Source organism: Streptomyces scabichelini (assembly GCF_011045015.1).
GTDB classification, from domain to species: domain Bacteria; phylum Actinomycetota; class Actinomycetes; order Streptomycetales; family Streptomycetaceae; genus Streptomyces; species Streptomyces scabichelini.
In genome coordinates this window covers 1-14,986 of the sequence record NZ_JAAKZY010000244.1, presented here as the reverse complement: position 1 = coordinate 14,986, position 14,986 = coordinate 1, and the positions used below count along the sequence as shown (strand labels likewise).

General features: G+C 70.4%; 14 protein-coding genes. 8 read left to right on the top strand and 6 right to left on the bottom strand.

Annotated elements, in window-relative coordinates; translation table 11 throughout:
* Positions 1-652 precede the first annotated feature (652 nt).
* Positions 653-2,173 (top strand): glutamate-cysteine ligase family protein, encoded by a 1,521-nt coding sequence (locus G5C60_RS43290; protein WP_165268435.1) that lies wholly within the window; start codon positions 653-655, stop codon positions 2,171-2,173.
* Here the strand turns inward: G5C60_RS43290 and G5C60_RS43285 are convergent, their stop codons facing one another.
* Positions 2,174-3,943 (bottom strand): substrate-binding and VWA domain-containing protein, encoded by a 1,770-nt coding sequence (locus tag G5C60_RS43285; RefSeq protein ID WP_165268433.1) that lies wholly within the window; start codon positions 3,941-3,943, stop codon positions 2,174-2,176.
* Positions 3,944-4,115: 172 nt separating this feature from the next.
* On the opposite strand from G5C60_RS43285, the gene G5C60_RS43280 reads away from it, so the two are divergent.
* Positions 4,116-4,916: a CPBP family glutamic-type intramembrane protease gene (locus G5C60_RS43280; RefSeq protein WP_165268431.1), complete on the top strand. Its 801-nt coding sequence runs from the start codon at positions 4,116-4,118 to the stop codon at positions 4,914-4,916.
* A 329-nt stretch (positions 4,917-5,245) separates the two neighbouring features.
* Here the strand turns inward: G5C60_RS43280 and G5C60_RS43275 are convergent, their stop codons facing one another.
* The gene (locus G5C60_RS43275; protein ID WP_165268429.1) at positions 5,246-6,055 is read right to left on the bottom strand and encodes a PhzF family phenazine biosynthesis protein; all 810 of its coding nucleotides are present in this window, start codon (positions 6,053-6,055) and stop codon (positions 5,246-5,248) included.
* Positions 6,056-6,242: 187 nt separating this feature from the next.
* Between G5C60_RS43275 and G5C60_RS43270 the strand changes: the two genes are divergently transcribed.
* The gene (locus G5C60_RS43270; protein ID WP_165268426.1) at positions 6,243-6,866 is read left to right on the top strand and encodes a PadR family transcriptional regulator; all 624 of its coding nucleotides are present in this window, start codon (positions 6,243-6,245) and stop codon (positions 6,864-6,866) included.
* A 110-nt stretch (positions 6,867-6,976) separates the two neighbouring features.
* Here G5C60_RS43270 and G5C60_RS43265 read toward each other — a convergent pair whose 3' ends face one another.
* Complete coding sequence (locus tag G5C60_RS43265; RefSeq protein ID WP_165268423.1) at positions 6,977-7,408, bottom strand: type II toxin-antitoxin system Rv0910 family toxin; 432 nt, start codon at positions 7,406-7,408, stop codon at positions 6,977-6,979.
* 133 nt (positions 7,409-7,541) lie between these two features.
* Positions 7,542-7,730 (bottom strand): hypothetical protein, encoded by a 189-nt coding sequence (locus tag G5C60_RS43260; protein ID WP_165268399.1) that lies wholly within the window; start codon positions 7,728-7,730, stop codon positions 7,542-7,544.
* A gap of 197 nt (positions 7,731-7,927) precedes the next feature.
* Between G5C60_RS43260 and G5C60_RS43255 the strand changes: the two genes are divergently transcribed.
* The 3 genes from G5C60_RS43255 to G5C60_RS43245 all read left to right on the top strand — a co-directional run bounded on the left by G5C60_RS43255 (position 7,928) and on the right by G5C60_RS43245 (position 10,762).
* A complete protein-coding gene (locus G5C60_RS43255) occupies positions 7,928-8,461 on the top strand; it encodes a Clp protease N-terminal domain-containing protein (RefSeq protein ID WP_165268420.1) in 534 nt (177 codons plus the stop codon).
* Positions 8,462-8,599: 138 nt separating this feature from the next.
* On the top strand, positions 8,600-9,598 hold the full coding sequence (locus G5C60_RS43250; protein ID WP_206440716.1) for an EamA family transporter: 999 nt from the start codon (positions 8,600-8,602) through the stop codon (positions 9,596-9,598).
* 198 nt (positions 9,599-9,796) lie between these two features.
* Positions 9,797-10,762 carry an EamA family transporter gene (locus G5C60_RS43245; RefSeq protein ID WP_165268414.1) on the top strand — a complete coding sequence of 322 codons (966 nt, stop codon included), beginning with the start codon at positions 9,797-9,799 and terminating at the stop codon, positions 10,760-10,762.
* An 86-nt stretch (positions 10,763-10,848) separates the two neighbouring features.
* Here G5C60_RS43245 and G5C60_RS43240 read toward each other — a convergent pair whose 3' ends face one another.
* Positions 10,849-11,523: a pyridoxamine 5'-phosphate oxidase family protein gene (locus G5C60_RS43240; RefSeq protein ID WP_165268411.1), complete on the bottom strand. Its 675-nt coding sequence runs from the start codon at positions 11,521-11,523 to the stop codon at positions 10,849-10,851.
* Between the two features lie 110 nt (positions 11,524-11,633).
* Between G5C60_RS43240 and G5C60_RS43235 the strand changes: the two genes are divergently transcribed.
* On the top strand, positions 11,634-12,965 hold the full coding sequence (locus G5C60_RS43235) for an aminotransferase class I/II-fold pyridoxal phosphate-dependent enzyme (RefSeq protein ID WP_165268408.1): 1,332 nt from the start codon (positions 11,634-11,636) through the stop codon (positions 12,963-12,965).
* Positions 12,966-12,977: 12 nt separating this feature from the next.
* On the opposite strand, the gene G5C60_RS43230 is transcribed toward G5C60_RS43235, so the two are convergent.
* Positions 12,978-13,967, bottom strand: coding sequence for a DMT family transporter (locus tag G5C60_RS43230; protein ID WP_165268405.1), 990 nt, complete (start codon positions 13,965-13,967; stop codon positions 12,978-12,980).
* Between the two features lie 38 nt (positions 13,968-14,005).
* Between G5C60_RS43230 and G5C60_RS43225 the strand changes: the two genes are divergently transcribed.
* Entirely contained in the window at positions 14,006-14,902 is an 897-nt protein-coding gene (locus G5C60_RS43225) for a LysR family transcriptional regulator (RefSeq protein WP_165268402.1), read from the top strand.
* Positions 14,903-14,986 lie beyond the last annotated feature (84 nt).

The window sequence follows — 14,986 nt, the reverse complement described above, 5'->3', positions numbered from 1 at the left end:
GTCAGAGGGGGCGGGGGTCCGGACCTGTGGGGTCACCTTGCTGCCTGTCGCGCGGCGTCTGATGCGTACGCTCGCCGTGGTGCCGGAACGTTCCGGTGGCTCGTGCCCGGCCCTGCCTGTGGTCGACCGGGAGACGCGTCAAGGACCTTCCGTCGCTTTGCGATCGCACGCATCAGACGCCGCGCGGCTCACCGTTCGGTGAATGACGTCACTGTGACATCAGGCCCACGACCGCGAGCGCCAGCTCTCTGCCTCGTTCGCGAAGTTTATACGACACGTGTTCAGACGGTGTTTCATCTAGCCGTTCCCCGCATTAAGGGCAAGACACAATTCGGTCGTCGATAGGTGCGTTTGATCCCGATTCTCCGCGGGAACCCGGCGATGACCTCGGGATACGTCACCGAAACGGTCGGCCGATTCTCATCGGCGTTTTTCACGAGATCGTCAGTCGTCAAACAAGAGATCACCGCTCGGTAAAAACGGTGCACTGCCTCATGCCGCGCGAATGTGCCCGGAGGTGCCGCATCCAGCGTAGCGCCCAACGGGCCGGTCCAGGACGTTATCGATCGCATTGCCTGGGCATCATCCCCCGTGACCCGGGACGTCAACGGCCGGTCCGTCGGGCTGCGCCCAGTCGAGGAGGGACGCTTCGATGGGGGAGAAGGTCGAGGCAGCGTCGTTCGGACTGTCCGATCGGCAGCGCTACCGCGGCAAGCTCCGGCAGTGCCTGGCGGGGCTGGAGCGGCTGTTGGCGGAGAACAGGTTCGACCGCCCCAAGAATCTCATGGGCCTGGAGATCGAGCTCAATCTCGCGGACCCCGACGGCATGCCGCGAATGATGAACGCGCAAGTACTCGAACGCATCGCAAGCCGTGATTTCCAAACAGAACTCGCCATGTTCAATCTGGAAGTCAACATTGCCCCACATCGATTGGGAGACCGGGTATTCGACCGGCTCGCCGAGGAGTTGCGCACCGCACTCGCATATGCCCACCGCAAAGCGAACGAGGTCGACGCGGGCATCGTGATGATCGGCATTCTGCCCACGCTCGCACGCGACGACCTGATCTCCGCGAACATCTCCGACGTGGACCGCTACACCCTGCTCAACGACCAGATCGTGGCGGCCCGCGGCGAGGACTTCACACTGGACATCGACGGTGTCGAGCGGCTCAGCTGCACCTCGGCGTCCATCGCGCCCGAAGCGGCCTGCACCTCCGTGCAGTTGCACCTCCAGGTCACGCCCGACCGCTTCGCCGACGTGTGGAACGCGGCGCAGGCGATCGCCGCCGCGCAGATCGCGGTCGGCGCCAACTCCCCGTTCCTGTTCGGCCGCGAGCTGTGGCGCGAATCCCGGCCGCCGCTGTTCCTGCAGTCCACCGACACCCGTCCGCCCGAACTCCAGGCGCAGGGCGTCCGGCCGCGCACCTGGTTCGGCGAGCGGTGGATCTCGTCGGCGTACGACCTCTTCGAGGAGAATCTGCGCTACTTCCCGGCGTTGCTGCCGATCTGCGACGACGAGGATCCGCAGCGCGTCCTGGACGACGGCGGCATACCCCGGCTCGCCGAACTCGTGCTGCACAACGGCACCGTCTACCGCTGGAACCGCCCGGTGTACGGCATCGACGACGGCGTCCCGCATCTGCGGGTCGAGAACCGCGTGCTGCCCGCGGGCCCCACCGTCACCGACGTCATCGCCAACGCGGCCTTCTACTACGGGCTCGTCCGCGCCCTGGCCGAGGACGCGCGGCCCGTGTGGACCCGGCTGCCCTTCGAGGCCGCCGCCGCCAACTTCGACCACGCCTGCCGCTACGGCATCGACGCACACCTCGAGTGGCCGCGGCGCGGCCGGTACGGCGGGACGACACGCGTGCCCGCGGTACAGCTGGTGCGGGATGAGCTGCTGCCGCTCGCGGAGGCGGGCCTGGACGCGTGGGGCGTCGAGCCGGCCGACCGGAAGTTCTATCTGGGCGTGATCGAGGAGCGATGCATACGGCGGGTCAACGGGGCGTCCTGGCAGTCCAGTACGTTCCACCGGGCCCTGGAGACCGGCATGGACCGGGAGACCGCGCTGGCCGCCACGACGAAACGTTACGGCGAGCTGATGCATCTCGGTGAGCCCGTGCACACCTGGCCGGTGGGACTGCCGGAGCCCGCGATCCCGCTGAGGTGATCAACTGAGGCTGCCCGCCTGCACGATGGCCTTGAGGATCACGGAGTGGATCTGGGACGGATCGCTGACCAGGTGGCCCGAGCCGCCCGTCGCCTTCGCGATCTGGTCGACCTCGTCCTTGTCGGCGTCCGGGCCCACGGCGATCGCGATCAGCGGCACCGGGCGCTCCGGGTCGGTGAGCTTCTCGAGCTCGGCGACGAGGCCGGAGCGCGAGATGCTGCCCGGGTCCTCGTTCACCCCGTCGGTCAGGATCACCAGCGCGTTGAACTTGTCCTTCGCGTACGAGGCGATGGCCTCCCTGTACGCCGCGAGCGTGGTGTCGTACAGGCCGGTCGCGCCGTCCGGGACCGGCTCGAGGTCGCTGAAGGCCGCGGACAGCCTGTCCCGCTGGGTGGCGTCGCCCTTGCGGTCGCCGAGCCGTTCGGTCGGGACGAGGACGCGGTAGTCGCGGTCGCCGTCGAGCTTCGTCGAGAACTTCCACAGCCCGATCTCGTCCTCCGGCGTGAAGGTCGCCAGAGCCTGAAGCAGCGAGGACTTCGTCACGTCCATCCGGGACCGCTCGGTGCCCGGCACCGTTGCCGCCATGGACCCGGAGGCGTCGACGACCGTGGTGATCCGGGCGCTCTGCACCGTGATCGTCCACATACCGAGGGCTTCCTGGACCTCCCTCGCCGAGGCCGGCTCGACCGCCGGCTCGCCGTACGGCTGCGGGGCCCGCCCGCCCGCACGCGTGACCAGCGCGTCCGAGGTCTCGTCGTCGTCCGTGCGGAAGCCGTGCTTCTCCAGGATCCCGAGTCCGTCGGGCTCGGCCAGCAGGGTCATGAAGCGCAGCGCGGCCCGGCTCTCGTCCGTGGTCAGTCTGGCCTCGTCGACCAGCGCGAACGGGTAGTCAAGGCGCGGCGAACCGTCCTTGGGATAGAAGAGGTCGAGGTCGTCTCCGCCGTCCGCCTCCGTGTTGTGCGCGAACGCCGCCTGCTCGGAGAGGATCAGCGCCTGGTTGCGTTTCGGGTTGCCCTGCTCGGCGCCGGACAAGTCACGCGGAAGGGTGTCCAGGAGCTGGCTGTCGCTCTCCGCAGTGCGCTGCGAGAGGGCCTTCGCCATCGCGGCCGCCTGGGTATCGCCGTCCTTGGCCTTGCCGGCGGCGCTGGTCAGCTGGGTCAGGGCGAGCACACCGGTCGCGCTGCGCGCCGGGTCGCCCGCCCCGAGTTTGAGCGTGTCGTCCTGCATGGCCGCGCCGGCCAACTCGGTCCACGTATACGTCTTGCTCGGCCACCCGAGTGTCTTCGCGGCCGACGGGATCATGGCGACACCGATCGGTGAGGACGCGACGTTGCCCGACTGCGTCACCGGGATCGCCCCGGTGTCCGCCGTGATCTGGTCCACCCACAGGCCCGAGTCGGGCACCCACACCTCGAAGTCGGTGCCGCTCTTCTCCTTCGACCGCAGGGCGTCCGAGACCGCGGACGACTCACGGGCGGTCACGTCGATGTCCATGCAGCGGCCGTCGGAGGTCACGTCGTTGGCATGGGCGTACTCGGCCGCGGACCGCAGGGCCGGCGCGATGTCCGGGGCGGCCACGATCCTGAGGCGCACCGCGCTGTCCTCGCAGGACGGTCGGAGGGACAGCACTCCGCCTTCGATCGCCGCCACGGTGCCCGCGGCGACGGAGAGCACGAGCGCCGTCGCAATCGCCACCTTGCGGCGCCGCGCGCGTGGACGGGGGGCGGCTGTCCTCCTCCCGTATCCGTCGGGCAAGCTGTGACGTCCCATGACGGTGGTGCCCTCCCTGATTGAGCCGTGCGGCTTGTCGGAAAAGGGAGATACGCCCCCGTACGGCGTCCGTCCCCCCGACGGCCTGTCGCGCACGATCTTCGTAACTTCTTTCGAGACCTTAGCGGGGCGACGATGGGGATGAGGCGGGATTACTCAACTGGAGGCAGGCGTGCAGGCGGAGGCGGGGTCGGTGGCCGATTCTTTCCCGGCGGAGCAGTCGCGACGGCGGATTTTTCGCGACGAGACGCTGCTCGTGCTGGGGGTTTCGCTCGGGGCGAGCGGGGTTTCCGCGCTGATCAGCTTTGTCGGGTCGGTGACGAAACCCGGGGGCCTGAAGGATCAGGCGGCCAACCTGAACGCTTCGGAGGCGCCGGGCCGGCCGTGGCTTGATCTGGCCTGGCAGCTGTTCGGAATCACGTCCGCGCTGGTACCGGTCCTGCTCGTCGCGCACTTTCTGCTCCGCGAAGGGCAGGGCTTGCGGACCATCGGCTTCGATCGCACCCGTCCGTGGCCGGATCTGGGCCGTGGCGCGATGATCGCCGCGGTGATCGGCAGCACGGGGATCGCCTTCTACCTGGCGTCCCGTGGCCTTGGCTTCAATCTCACGGTGGTGCCGGAGTCGCTGCCCGAGGTGTGGTGGAAGTATCCGGTGCTGGTCCTCTCCGCGGTGCAGAACGCCGTTCTGGAGGAAGTGATCGTCGTGGGGTACCTGCTGCGTCGCCTCGGGCAGTTGGGGTGGACGCCGGGTACCGCGCTGATGGCCAGCTCTGTGTTGCGGGGGTCGTATCACCTGTATCAGGGCATCGGGGGGTTCATCGGGAACCTGGTGATGGGCGTTGTCTTCGTGTACCTGTACCGCCGCTGGGGGCGCGTCGGTCCGTTGGTGGTTGCCCATTCGTTGCTCGATATCGGGGCGTTCGTGGGATATGCGCTGTTGGCGGGGAAGGTGGGGTGGTTGCCTACGGCGTAGTGCCTCCGGCGATTGGGTTCGTTGTCGGCTGCAGCGCCGTCGTGGCTGGTCGCGCAGTTCCCCGCGCCCCTGAAGGGGCGCTCCCGGAGCCGTCAGTCATCATGCTCACCAGCCACAACGTGCCCGCACCCTTCCACCGGCGGGAGGGGCCGTGGGCCGGTGCGTCGTACGCCCGTCGCGTAGGTTCTGTCTCAGGAAGCCAGGGCCTTGTACCAGGCCAGGGCCGTATGCCCACCCTGCGACGGGCTGACGCACCGGCCCACGGCCCCGACCCCCAACGAACCCAGGGGCGCGGGGAACTGCGCGACAAGCCACGATGAACCCGCAGCTCACGCGTTCAGTTCGCCCTCGATGACCGTGACCGCCCACCCCGTGAGCAGCGTGCGGTCCCCGTAGAGCCGGGTCCGCACCAGCCCCGAGCGCGCGGACGCCTGCAGCCCGGTCAGATCGGGGCGGCCGAGGCGGTCGGCCCAGTAGGGGGCGAGGGCCGTGTGGGCGCTACCGGTGACCGGGTCCTCGTCGATGCCCACGTTCGGGAAGAAACAGCGCGAGACAAAGTCGTAGCCCTGGAAAGGGCCTGCGGCGCGGGCGGTGGCGATGATGCCGCGCTCGGAGTACCGGGAGAGGGCCTTGTGGTCGGGGGCGAGGCCCAGAACGGTCTTCTCGTCGGCGAGCTCGATGAGCAGGTCGCCGACACTCGGGCCGGTGTCGTGAGCGGCGAGCGGCTCGGCCCCCAGGGCCTCGGCCACGCCCGGCGGGACCTCGACCTGGGTGAGCGGCGAGGTCGGGAAGTCCAGCGTGATGGACCCGTCGTCGTTCATGGTGGCGATGAGCACGCCGCTCCTGGTCGCGAACCGTACAGGGCCCCGGGCGACCCCCGTGGTGGCCAGCACGTGCGCGGTGGCGAGCGTCGCGTGGCCGCACATCGCGACCTCGGTGACGGGCGTGAACCAGCGCAGCGCCCAGTCGGCTTCGCCGCCCTTCGGGAGGGGGTGGGCGAACGCAGTCTCCGCGTGGTTGACCTCCAGTGCCACGTTCTGGAGCCAGGCGTCGTCGGGGAAGGCGTCGAGGAGGAGGACCCCGGCCGGGTTGCCGGCGAAGGGACGGTCGGTGAAGGCGTCGACGATTCGAATCCGCATGGAGCTGACGCTAGGCCCGGATCGAAGCCGCAGGCCAAGGCCAATTCGGGGCGGGTGGACCGGTGGTGGGTCGGTTCGCGGACGGCGAGTGGACGTGATCGGTGTCAGGTGGGGTCTTGTCAAGCGAGCCATTCCGATATATCGTTGACGCATCGCGACCGATCAACGATGGAATGGAGTGATTGCGATGCGTTCCCATGGAGAGGAATTCGGACCGGGCTTCGGCCCCGGTCCTGGACGTGGACACGGCGGGCCCGGCCCGCACGGTCGGGACGGCTTCGAGGGGCGGCGTGCCGCCTTCGGTCCCTTCGGGCCGGGCTTCGGCCCGGGACCCTGGGGTGGCCGTGGCGGCCGCGGCGGTCCGCGGGGCAGGGCGCGGCGCGGCGACGTACGCGCGTCGATCCTGGCCCTGCTGAAGGACCGGCCCATGCACGGCTACGAGATGATCCAGGAGATCGCCGAGCGCAGCGGCGGGGCGTGGAAACCCAGCCCCGGCTCGGTGTACCCCACCCTCCAGCTGCTGGAGGACGAAGGCCTGATCAGCAGCGCGACGGAGGGCGGCAAGAAGCTGTTCTCGCTCACCGAGGCGGGCCGCACCGCGGCCGACGAGGGTCCCGACGCGCCCTGGGAAGAGGCCGGGCGTGGGGTCGACTGGGAGGCGCTGAGCGACATCCGGCAGGCCGGTTTCGGTCTGATGGAGGCGTTCGGCCAGGTCTGGAAGACCGGCAGCAAGGAGCAGCGCGAGAAGGCGCTGTCCGTCATCAATGAAGCCCGGAAGAAGCTGTATCTGATCCTCGCCGACGAGGACTGACGGGATGGGGGCCCATGGCCCGATGGCCCGCACCAGGGGGGTACTTCGCCACCGAAGTACCCCCCTTTGGTATGGGTGACCAAGTCTGTGGTGACGTGGGTGACGTGGCTCTAGGCCACCAACCCGCCCAGTTTCCGCAGGGATTCGTCGAGGGCCGCCGTCGCCGAGTCCTTGAGCTTGCCCGCCATCAAGGAGACGGCGGCGCCCGTGAACTCCCCGTCGATACGGACCGTCGTGGCGGCCTCGCCGTCCGGCGTGAGCGTGTAGCGCGTGGCAACGATCACGCCCATGGGACCCTTGCCGCGGATCGCCAGCGTGCGGGCGGGCTCCAACTCCTCGATGGTCCAGTCGACTTCAGCGGGGAAACTCATGAGCTTCATGTTCTCCTGGAAGGTGCCGCCGACTTCGAGGGTCTCGGGGCCACCCTTGGGGAAGCTGGTGTGCGTGGAGTTCCACTCCCCGTAGGAGGAGAAGTCCGTGAGCTGCGCCCAGACCTTCTCGGCCGGTGCCTCGATCCGTGCTTCCGCGCTGACTTCGGCCATGCGACCACCCCTTCGTGTCAGGCGCTGCGCCGGGCGCAGCTACGGTGTCGCGGAACGTAGCCGGAGGGCCTGCAACATTCAATACTGATGAACCGTCAGAAAGTGCGGCCTTGGGGACCTCCGAGCCAGGGGCTCAGGCCACCCGCCGTATCACCGCCGCGTCGAACACGTCCCACGCGCGCGGGAAGGGCCCTTCGTCGTGGCAGTGCCACGCCTCCCAGAACAGATCGGCAAGCAGGGCGTCCTCGGGTGCGTACACCCGGTACACGTACTGTCTGCCGTCGATCGCCGGCAGGGCCACCAGCCAGCACCTGCTCTCCATGTCCCAGTGGACGAGCGCCGGAGCGATGAGGTTGCGCGTGGGGCGCGAGGCAAGGCGGCGCGCGCTCCGTCAGGGACAAGGGCGTGATGTCATCCGTAAGGAGGAGAATCCGCCTACGCCTGCCCACCCTGTGTCGGACGAGAAAATGCTTCCCGCCGAGGATGACTCACCTCGAAGGGACTGATGGGGTAAGGGGTGTGCAACCCCGTATTCCCCGGCAGCAGGCAGCCGAGCGTGGCCTGAACCGTATGGACATCGAGGCCAGACTCAGTGAGGAGCTGGCGGCGGTGGTCGCCGGTGCGCGCAGAAGGGCGTTGCGCGACGGGGACCGGCAGATCGACACGGCCCATCTGCTCCATACGCTCCTGGAGTCCGACCCCGAGGTGCGCGCGGTCTTCGGCGGTGGTCCTCAGATCGCGCGCCTGCTCGGCTATCTCGTACAGCGCACCATCGGCTACGGATTGCGCTGGCAGAGCAGCGTGGAGGACTCCGGTGCCGTGCCGACCGTGCGGGAGGACGGCTGGTCCCCGGTGGCGGCCGAGGCCATGGACCATGCGTGCGCGCTCGCCGCGCGGCGAGGCCGCGAACCGGCGGACGGGATCGACCTGCTCGCGGCCATGGTCGCCGATCCCGAGTCCCGGGCCGTGGATGTGCTGGAGCGGGCGGGCGTCGACGTGGCGACGCTACGGGCCCGTCTCGACGCCGCGGTGGAGCCCGGCGTAGAAGCCTGAGCGGCCGGGCCCGACGTTCGGCGCTGTCCCACGATCGATTTTGAGGACTAGGTCCGCAGGCGTGCGCGTCCAGCCGTCGAGACAGGTGCCATTGGGGATGACGCTCATGTCGTCCCCTGTCATCATGTGCCGGTGCGTATGTCTGAGAGCAGTCAGAGCAACCGGGGGAGGGGCGTCGGACTGGGCCTCGCGCTCGTGTCGGCGGTCGCCTTCGGGGGATCCGGTGTTGCGGCCAAACCGTTGATCGAGGCGGGCCTCGAACCGCTCCACGTGGTGTGGCTGCGTGTCGCGGGCGCCGCCCTGGTGATGCTGCCGCTCGCCGTGCGCCACCGTGGGCTGCTGCGCAGTCGCCCCGCGCTGCTCGCCGGGTTCGGACTGCTCGCCGTGGCCGGCGTCCAGGCCTGCTACTTCGCCGCGATCTCACGGATCCCCGTTGGGGTCGCCCTGCTCGTCGAGTACCTCGCGCCGGCGCTGGTCCTCGGCTGGGTGCGGTTCGTGCAGCGGCGGCCGGTCACGCGTGCCGCCGCCCTCGGAGTCGTACTCGCCGTCGGCGGGCTCGCCTGCGTCGTCGAGGTGTGGTCGGGGCTGGGCTTCGACCTCCTCGGACTGCTGCTCGCGCTCGGTGCGGCCTGCTGCCAGGTCGGCTACTTCATCCTGTCCGACCAGGGCGGCGACGCGGGCGATCAGGCGCCGGATCCGCTCGGCGTCATCGCGTACGGCCTGCTCGTGGGCGCGCTCGTACTGACGGTCGTCTCGCGCCCGTGGGGCATGGAATGGTCGGTCCTCGGCGGCGCCGCGGATCTGAACGGCACGACGGTCGCCGCCGGATTCCTGCTGGCCTGGATCGTGCTGGTCGCCACCGTCATCGCGTACGTCACCGGCGTGCTGGCCGTGCGCCGGCTCTCCCCGCAGGTCGCCGGCGTCGTGGCCTGCCTCGAAGCGGTCATCGCGACCGTCCTCGCCTGGATCCTGCTCGGCGAACACCTTTCGGCGCCGCAGATCGTCGGCGGCGCGGTGGTGCTGCTCGGCGCGTTCATCGCGCAGTCGTCGACGCCCGCCAAGGCCTCGGAGGAACCGGTGGCGAGTGGCGGAGGCGACGCCGAAAGGGAGTTGTCGACGCGGGGCCGCGCCGCCTAGGCTGCTGATCATGCATTCTGAAGCACTCGTTCTTCCGCCTCCGGCCGCCTGAGGCGGGCCCTCCGGAATCCACGCCCGGCCCGTCGGCCGGGCTGAACGGTGCTGCTCGCAGATGAAGTCCGAGGACCTTCCACGCGCCGATGTGCTGCGCGCGTGACGTGGTCCCTTCCCGAACTTCTGCGTCTGCGGAGAGAACACGTGTCGAATGCTGCTTCCGGCCTGCCCATCGGGCGAGGCCTCTTCTATCTGACCGTCGCCGGTGCCGCCTGGGGCACCGCGGGCGCGGCCGCCTCGCTCGTCTACCGGGTGAGCGACATGGGCCCCGTCGCCCTGTCGTTCTGGCGCTGCGCGGGCGGACTCGTCCTCCTCCTCGCCGTCCGGCTGCTGCGGCCCCAGCCGCGTCCCACCGAACGGCCCCGCCTTCGTACGACCCTGCTGCGGATCGGGGTCACCGGCGTCGGGCTCGCCGTCTTCCAGACCGCGTACTTCGCCGCCGTCGAGGCGACCGGGCTCGCCGTGGCCACCGTCGTCACACTCGGCGCCGGCCCCGTGCTCATCGCGCTCGGGGCGCGGCTGACGATGAGTGAGCGGCTCGGGAGCGGCGGGGCCGCCGCCGTTGCCGGGGCCCTCGCCGGACTCGCGGTGCTGGTACTCGGCAGCGGGGACACGACGGTGCGGCCGTGGGGCGTCGTGCTCGCGCTCGTGTCCGCCGCCGGGTATTCCGTGATGACGCTGCTGACCCGGTGGTGGGGGCGTGACGGCGGGGCCGACGCGCCCTCCACCACCGTCGGGGCGTTCGCCGTCACGACCCTGTGCCTGCTGCCGTTCGGCCTTGCCGAGGGCCTGGTGCCGCACACCGCCGAACTCCCCCAGGTCATGGGCCTGTTGGCGTACATCGCGGCGATCCCGACCGCCCTCGCGTATGCGCTGTACTTCGCGGGGGCCGCCGTCGTCCGCTCGGCCACCGTCTCCGTGATCATGCTTCTGGAGCCGGTGAGCGCGGCGGTGCTGGCCGTGGGACTGCTCGGCGAGCGGCTGACGGCGGCGACGCTCGTGGGCACGTTGCTCATGCTCGGGTCGGTCGCCGGGCTCGCGGTCGCGGAGACGCGAGCAGGTGCGGGACCCGCACGGAAGGTGGCCGAGGAAGAGCCGGCGCCGGCCTGAGGAGTGCGTGATGCCGCGGCGGGCCTCATCCCGGCCCGCGCGGCATCGCGCCTCGCGTCGGCGTATCCGGTTCCCGAGGGCGAGGGTCAGAGCGTCGCCAGGTAGTCGGGGAGTTCGACACCGGGGGCCAGGTCGTCGGCCGGGATCGGGGTGCCGTACCCCTTGTGGAGCGGGACCACTCCCGTCCAGTGCGGCAGTCCGAGGTCCTCGGGCTCGTCGTTGGGGCCACCCGTGCGGAGCTTGGCGGAGACCTCGCCGAGGTCGAGTCGGAGCACGGCGGTGGCGGCCAGTTCCTTGGCGTTGGCGGGCCGGGAGTCGTACGAGCGGCCCGGGATCACATGGTCGACCAGCGCGTCCAGGGCCTCGCGCTTCTCGTCGGGGTCCGTCACCTGGTGGGCTGTGCCGTGCACCACCACGGAGCGGTAGTTCATCGAGTGGTGGAAGGCCGAGCGGGCCAGTACGAGACCGTCCACGTGCGTGACGGTGAGGCAGACCCGGAGCCCCGGATCGGCCTGGCCGGCCATCCGCAGCGGACGCGAACCCGTCGAGCCGTGCACATAGAGGCGCTCACCGACCCGGCCGTACAGCGTGGGCAGCACGACCGGCGCTCCGTCGCGGACGAAGCCCAGATGGCAGACGTACCCCTCGTCGAGGATCGAGTGCACCATCTCGCGGTCGTACGCGGCGCGCTCGCGGGAGCGGGTGGGGATCGTGCGGTCGGTCGGGGTGTAGGCGGCGGGCCGCGGGGCCGTCTCCGTCATGGTGCTCTCCAGCTCTCCGTGTCGTCGCGTGCTCCTCGTGCTCGGCCTGTGCCTTCCTGTGTCTCAGGCTGCCTTGCGCGAAGATATTGCACTAGTACATAATGTTCTTTGTGCTAGGAGAGTATCGGATCGAAGGAAAGCGCGCAGCCGAGATTGCGGCCGCCGTCGAGCGCGCGGTGGGCTCCGGGGAGCTGGAGCCCGGCCAACTGCTGCCGCCTATGAGGGAGTTGGCGGCCCAGCTCGGGGTGAATGCCAACACCGTCGCGGCCGCGTACCGCACGCTGCGTGAGCGCGGGGTCATCGAGACCGCGGGCCGGCGCGGCAGCCGCGTACGCCCCAAGCCGGTGACGACAGCCCGTGAGCTCTCGCGCCTGGACGTGCCGCCCGGGGCGCGGAACCTGTCCGACGGGAACCCGGATCCGGCCCTGTTGCCCGCGCTCACGGAGGCGTTCGCGGCGGCCGCGGCACACGCCGACCGCAAGCCGGTGCTCTACGGAGAGGCCGCCGTGGAACCGGAGTTGGCGCGGCTCGCACGCGCGGATCTGGACGCGGACGGTGTACCGGACGGGCCGGTCGTCGTCACCTCCGGATCGCTCGACGCCATCGAGCGCGTGCTGGCCGTCCATCTCAGACCGGGGGACGCGGTCGCCATCGAGGACCCCGGCTGGCGCAGTGTCCTCGACCTAGCCCCGGCGCTGGGGCTTCGCACGGTCCCGGTCGGCGTCGACGACGAAGGCCCGCTGCCCGACGACGTACAGCACGCGCTGCGCTCCGGGGCCCGCGCGCTGATCGTCACCGACCGCGCGCAGAACCCGACCGGCGCCGCCGTGAGCGCCACGCGCGCGCGTGCCTTGCGTTCCGCGCTCAAGGCGCACCCGCAGACGCTGCTCATCGAGGACGACCACGGCCATCGCATCGTCGACCTGCCCCTGCGTCCACTGGCCGGTGTCACCCAGCACTGGGCCTTCGTGCGCTCGGTCGCCAAGGCGTACGGCCCCGACCTGCGGCTCGCCGTGTTCACCGGCGATCCCGTGACCGCCGACCGTGTCCAAGGGCGCCAGCGGCTTGGACAGGGCTGGGTGAGCCGCCTGCTGCAACGGGCCGTCGTCCAGCTGTGGGCGAGCGGTGCCGTAGACGTACGGGAGGTGGCGGCGGCGTACGGGCGGCGGCGTGACGCGCTGATCGGCGCGCTCGCGGAGCAAGGGATCGCGTCGTACGGGCGCAGCGGGATGAACGTGTGGGTACCCGTCCCGGACGAGACAGGCGCCGTCGCGCGCCTGTTGCACTCCGGCTGGGCCGTCGCGCCGGGGGCCGGCTTCCGGGTGAACTCGCCACCCGGCATACGGATCACCGTCTCGACGCTCGCCCCGCACGACATCGGGCCGCTGGCGGACGCCGTCGCCTCCGCCGTCGACCCGGCACCCCCGCGTCGCTACGTCTGAGCCGGCGCCCGGCTACGCCCCGGACTTGGACCTGGGCCTGGACTGTGTGAGTGCCGCGCCCGCCAGCACGACGGCCGCGCCCACCGGTGTCGACCAGGTCAGCGACTCGCCGAGGATCGCGACGCCCGCGGCGGTGGCGATGACCGGGATGAAGTACGTGACCATCTGGGCCGTCGTCGGGCCGACCTCGGCGACCAGGCCGTACTGGAGGAGGACGGCGAGACCGGTGCCGAGGGCGCCCAGCGCGACGACGGCGAGCAGCGGCATGACCGGGAGACGGCCCGGCAGCGTGGTGAACAACGGGGTGACGAAGGCGAGTTGGATCGTGGCGAGGAGCAACTGGGCGCCGGTCAGTGAAAGATGGGAGTGGCCGGAGCCGGCCAGCGTGCGGCGGACGTAGATCCAGCCGATCGGATAGCTGAGCGAGGCCAGCAGGGCCATGGCCGTGCCCGCGGCGTCGAGGCCGTGGAAGCCCTGCCAGGCGCCGAGCACCGTCAGCACCCCGAGGAAGCCGATGCCGAGACCGGCGACCCGGCGCCGGGTGGGCCGGTCCTCGGAGAGGGCGACCAGCGACAGAGCCATGCCCCACAACGGCGAGGTCGCGTTGCATATCCCCGCCAGCGTGGAGGGAATCGTCAGCTCGGCGTACGCGAACAGCGAGAACGGCAGGGCGTTGAGGAAGAACGCCGCGACAGCCAAGTGCCCCCAGGTCCGCGCCCCGCGCGGCAACGGCTCCCGCTTCCAGGCCATCGCGCCCGCGAGCACCAGGGTGCCGAACACCAGCCGTCCCAGCGTCACTTGGAAGGGCGCGTACCCCTCTGTACCGACTTTGATCAGCAGAAAGCTGAAGCCCCAGATAAGCGAGAGAACGCCGAAGCGGATACGCCAGTCGAGGGCCCGGCGGCGCTTCGACGCGGTGACGACGGGTTGGGCGGCACGGGTGCGGGGTGTCGTGGCGGCGCTCATGCCGACCACGATCGCGCAGGTGATCTCGTAGCACAAGCGATACTTCTTGCCCGATACCTCGTAGTATCGCTTACATGTTGAACCTGGAGCGCCTGCGCACCCTCGACGCCCTTGCCCGGCACGGCTCGGTCAGCGGCGCGGCCGAAGGGCTGCATGTCACGACCTCGGCCGTGTCCCAGCAGATGTCCAAGCTGGAGCGGGAGGTGGGGCAGCGGCTCGTCGCCAAGAACGGGCGGGGTGTGCGGCTCACCGACGCAGGACGGCTGCTCGCCGACCATGCCGCGCGGATCCTCTCTCAGGTCGAGCTCGCCCAGTCCGATCTGGAGGCCCAGCGAGGGCAGGTGATCGGGGAGCTGCGGCTCGCCGCGTTCCCGACCGCCGCGCGCGGGCTGTTCCCCTCGGCGCTCGCCGCGCTGCGCGCCGACCACCCGGCCCTGCGGGTGTGCTCACGCGAGCTGGAGCCCCCGGCAGCCGTCGCCGGCGTGCTGCGTGGCGACCTGGATCTGGCTGTCGTACTCGACTGGTACAACAAGCCGTTGCCCGTGCCCGAAGGGCTCGTCAAGGCCTCGCTCTTCGACGACGCCGCGGATGTGGCGATGCCCGCGGGGCATCCGCTCGCCGAGCGGGACGAGGTGGATCTGGAGGAGTTCGCCGACGACGAGTGGATTACCTGGGGTGAGGGCGAGTTCTGCCACGAGTGGCTGCTGTTCACGTTGCGCGCCAAGGGCATCGAGCCCGTCATCGCGCATCGCGCCCAGGAGCATCACACGCAGCTCGCGCTGGTCGCCGCGGGGCTCGGTGTGTGCGTTGCGCCGCGGCTCGGGCGTGATCCGATGCCTGCCGGGGTGCGGACTGTGCCGGTCCGGCATCGTGTCCGGCGGGAGGTGTACGCCGTGTGGCGTGCCGACGCCGACCGCCGCCCGTCGATTCGGGCGGCGGTGGAGGCGCTTCGTGCGGCGGGGGTCGAGTAGGGGTTTCTTTCCCCAGCCCCGCCCCTTCCCGAAACTGGGGGCGGCGCCCCCAGTTTCGGGAAGGGGCGGGGCCTGTCTCTTATA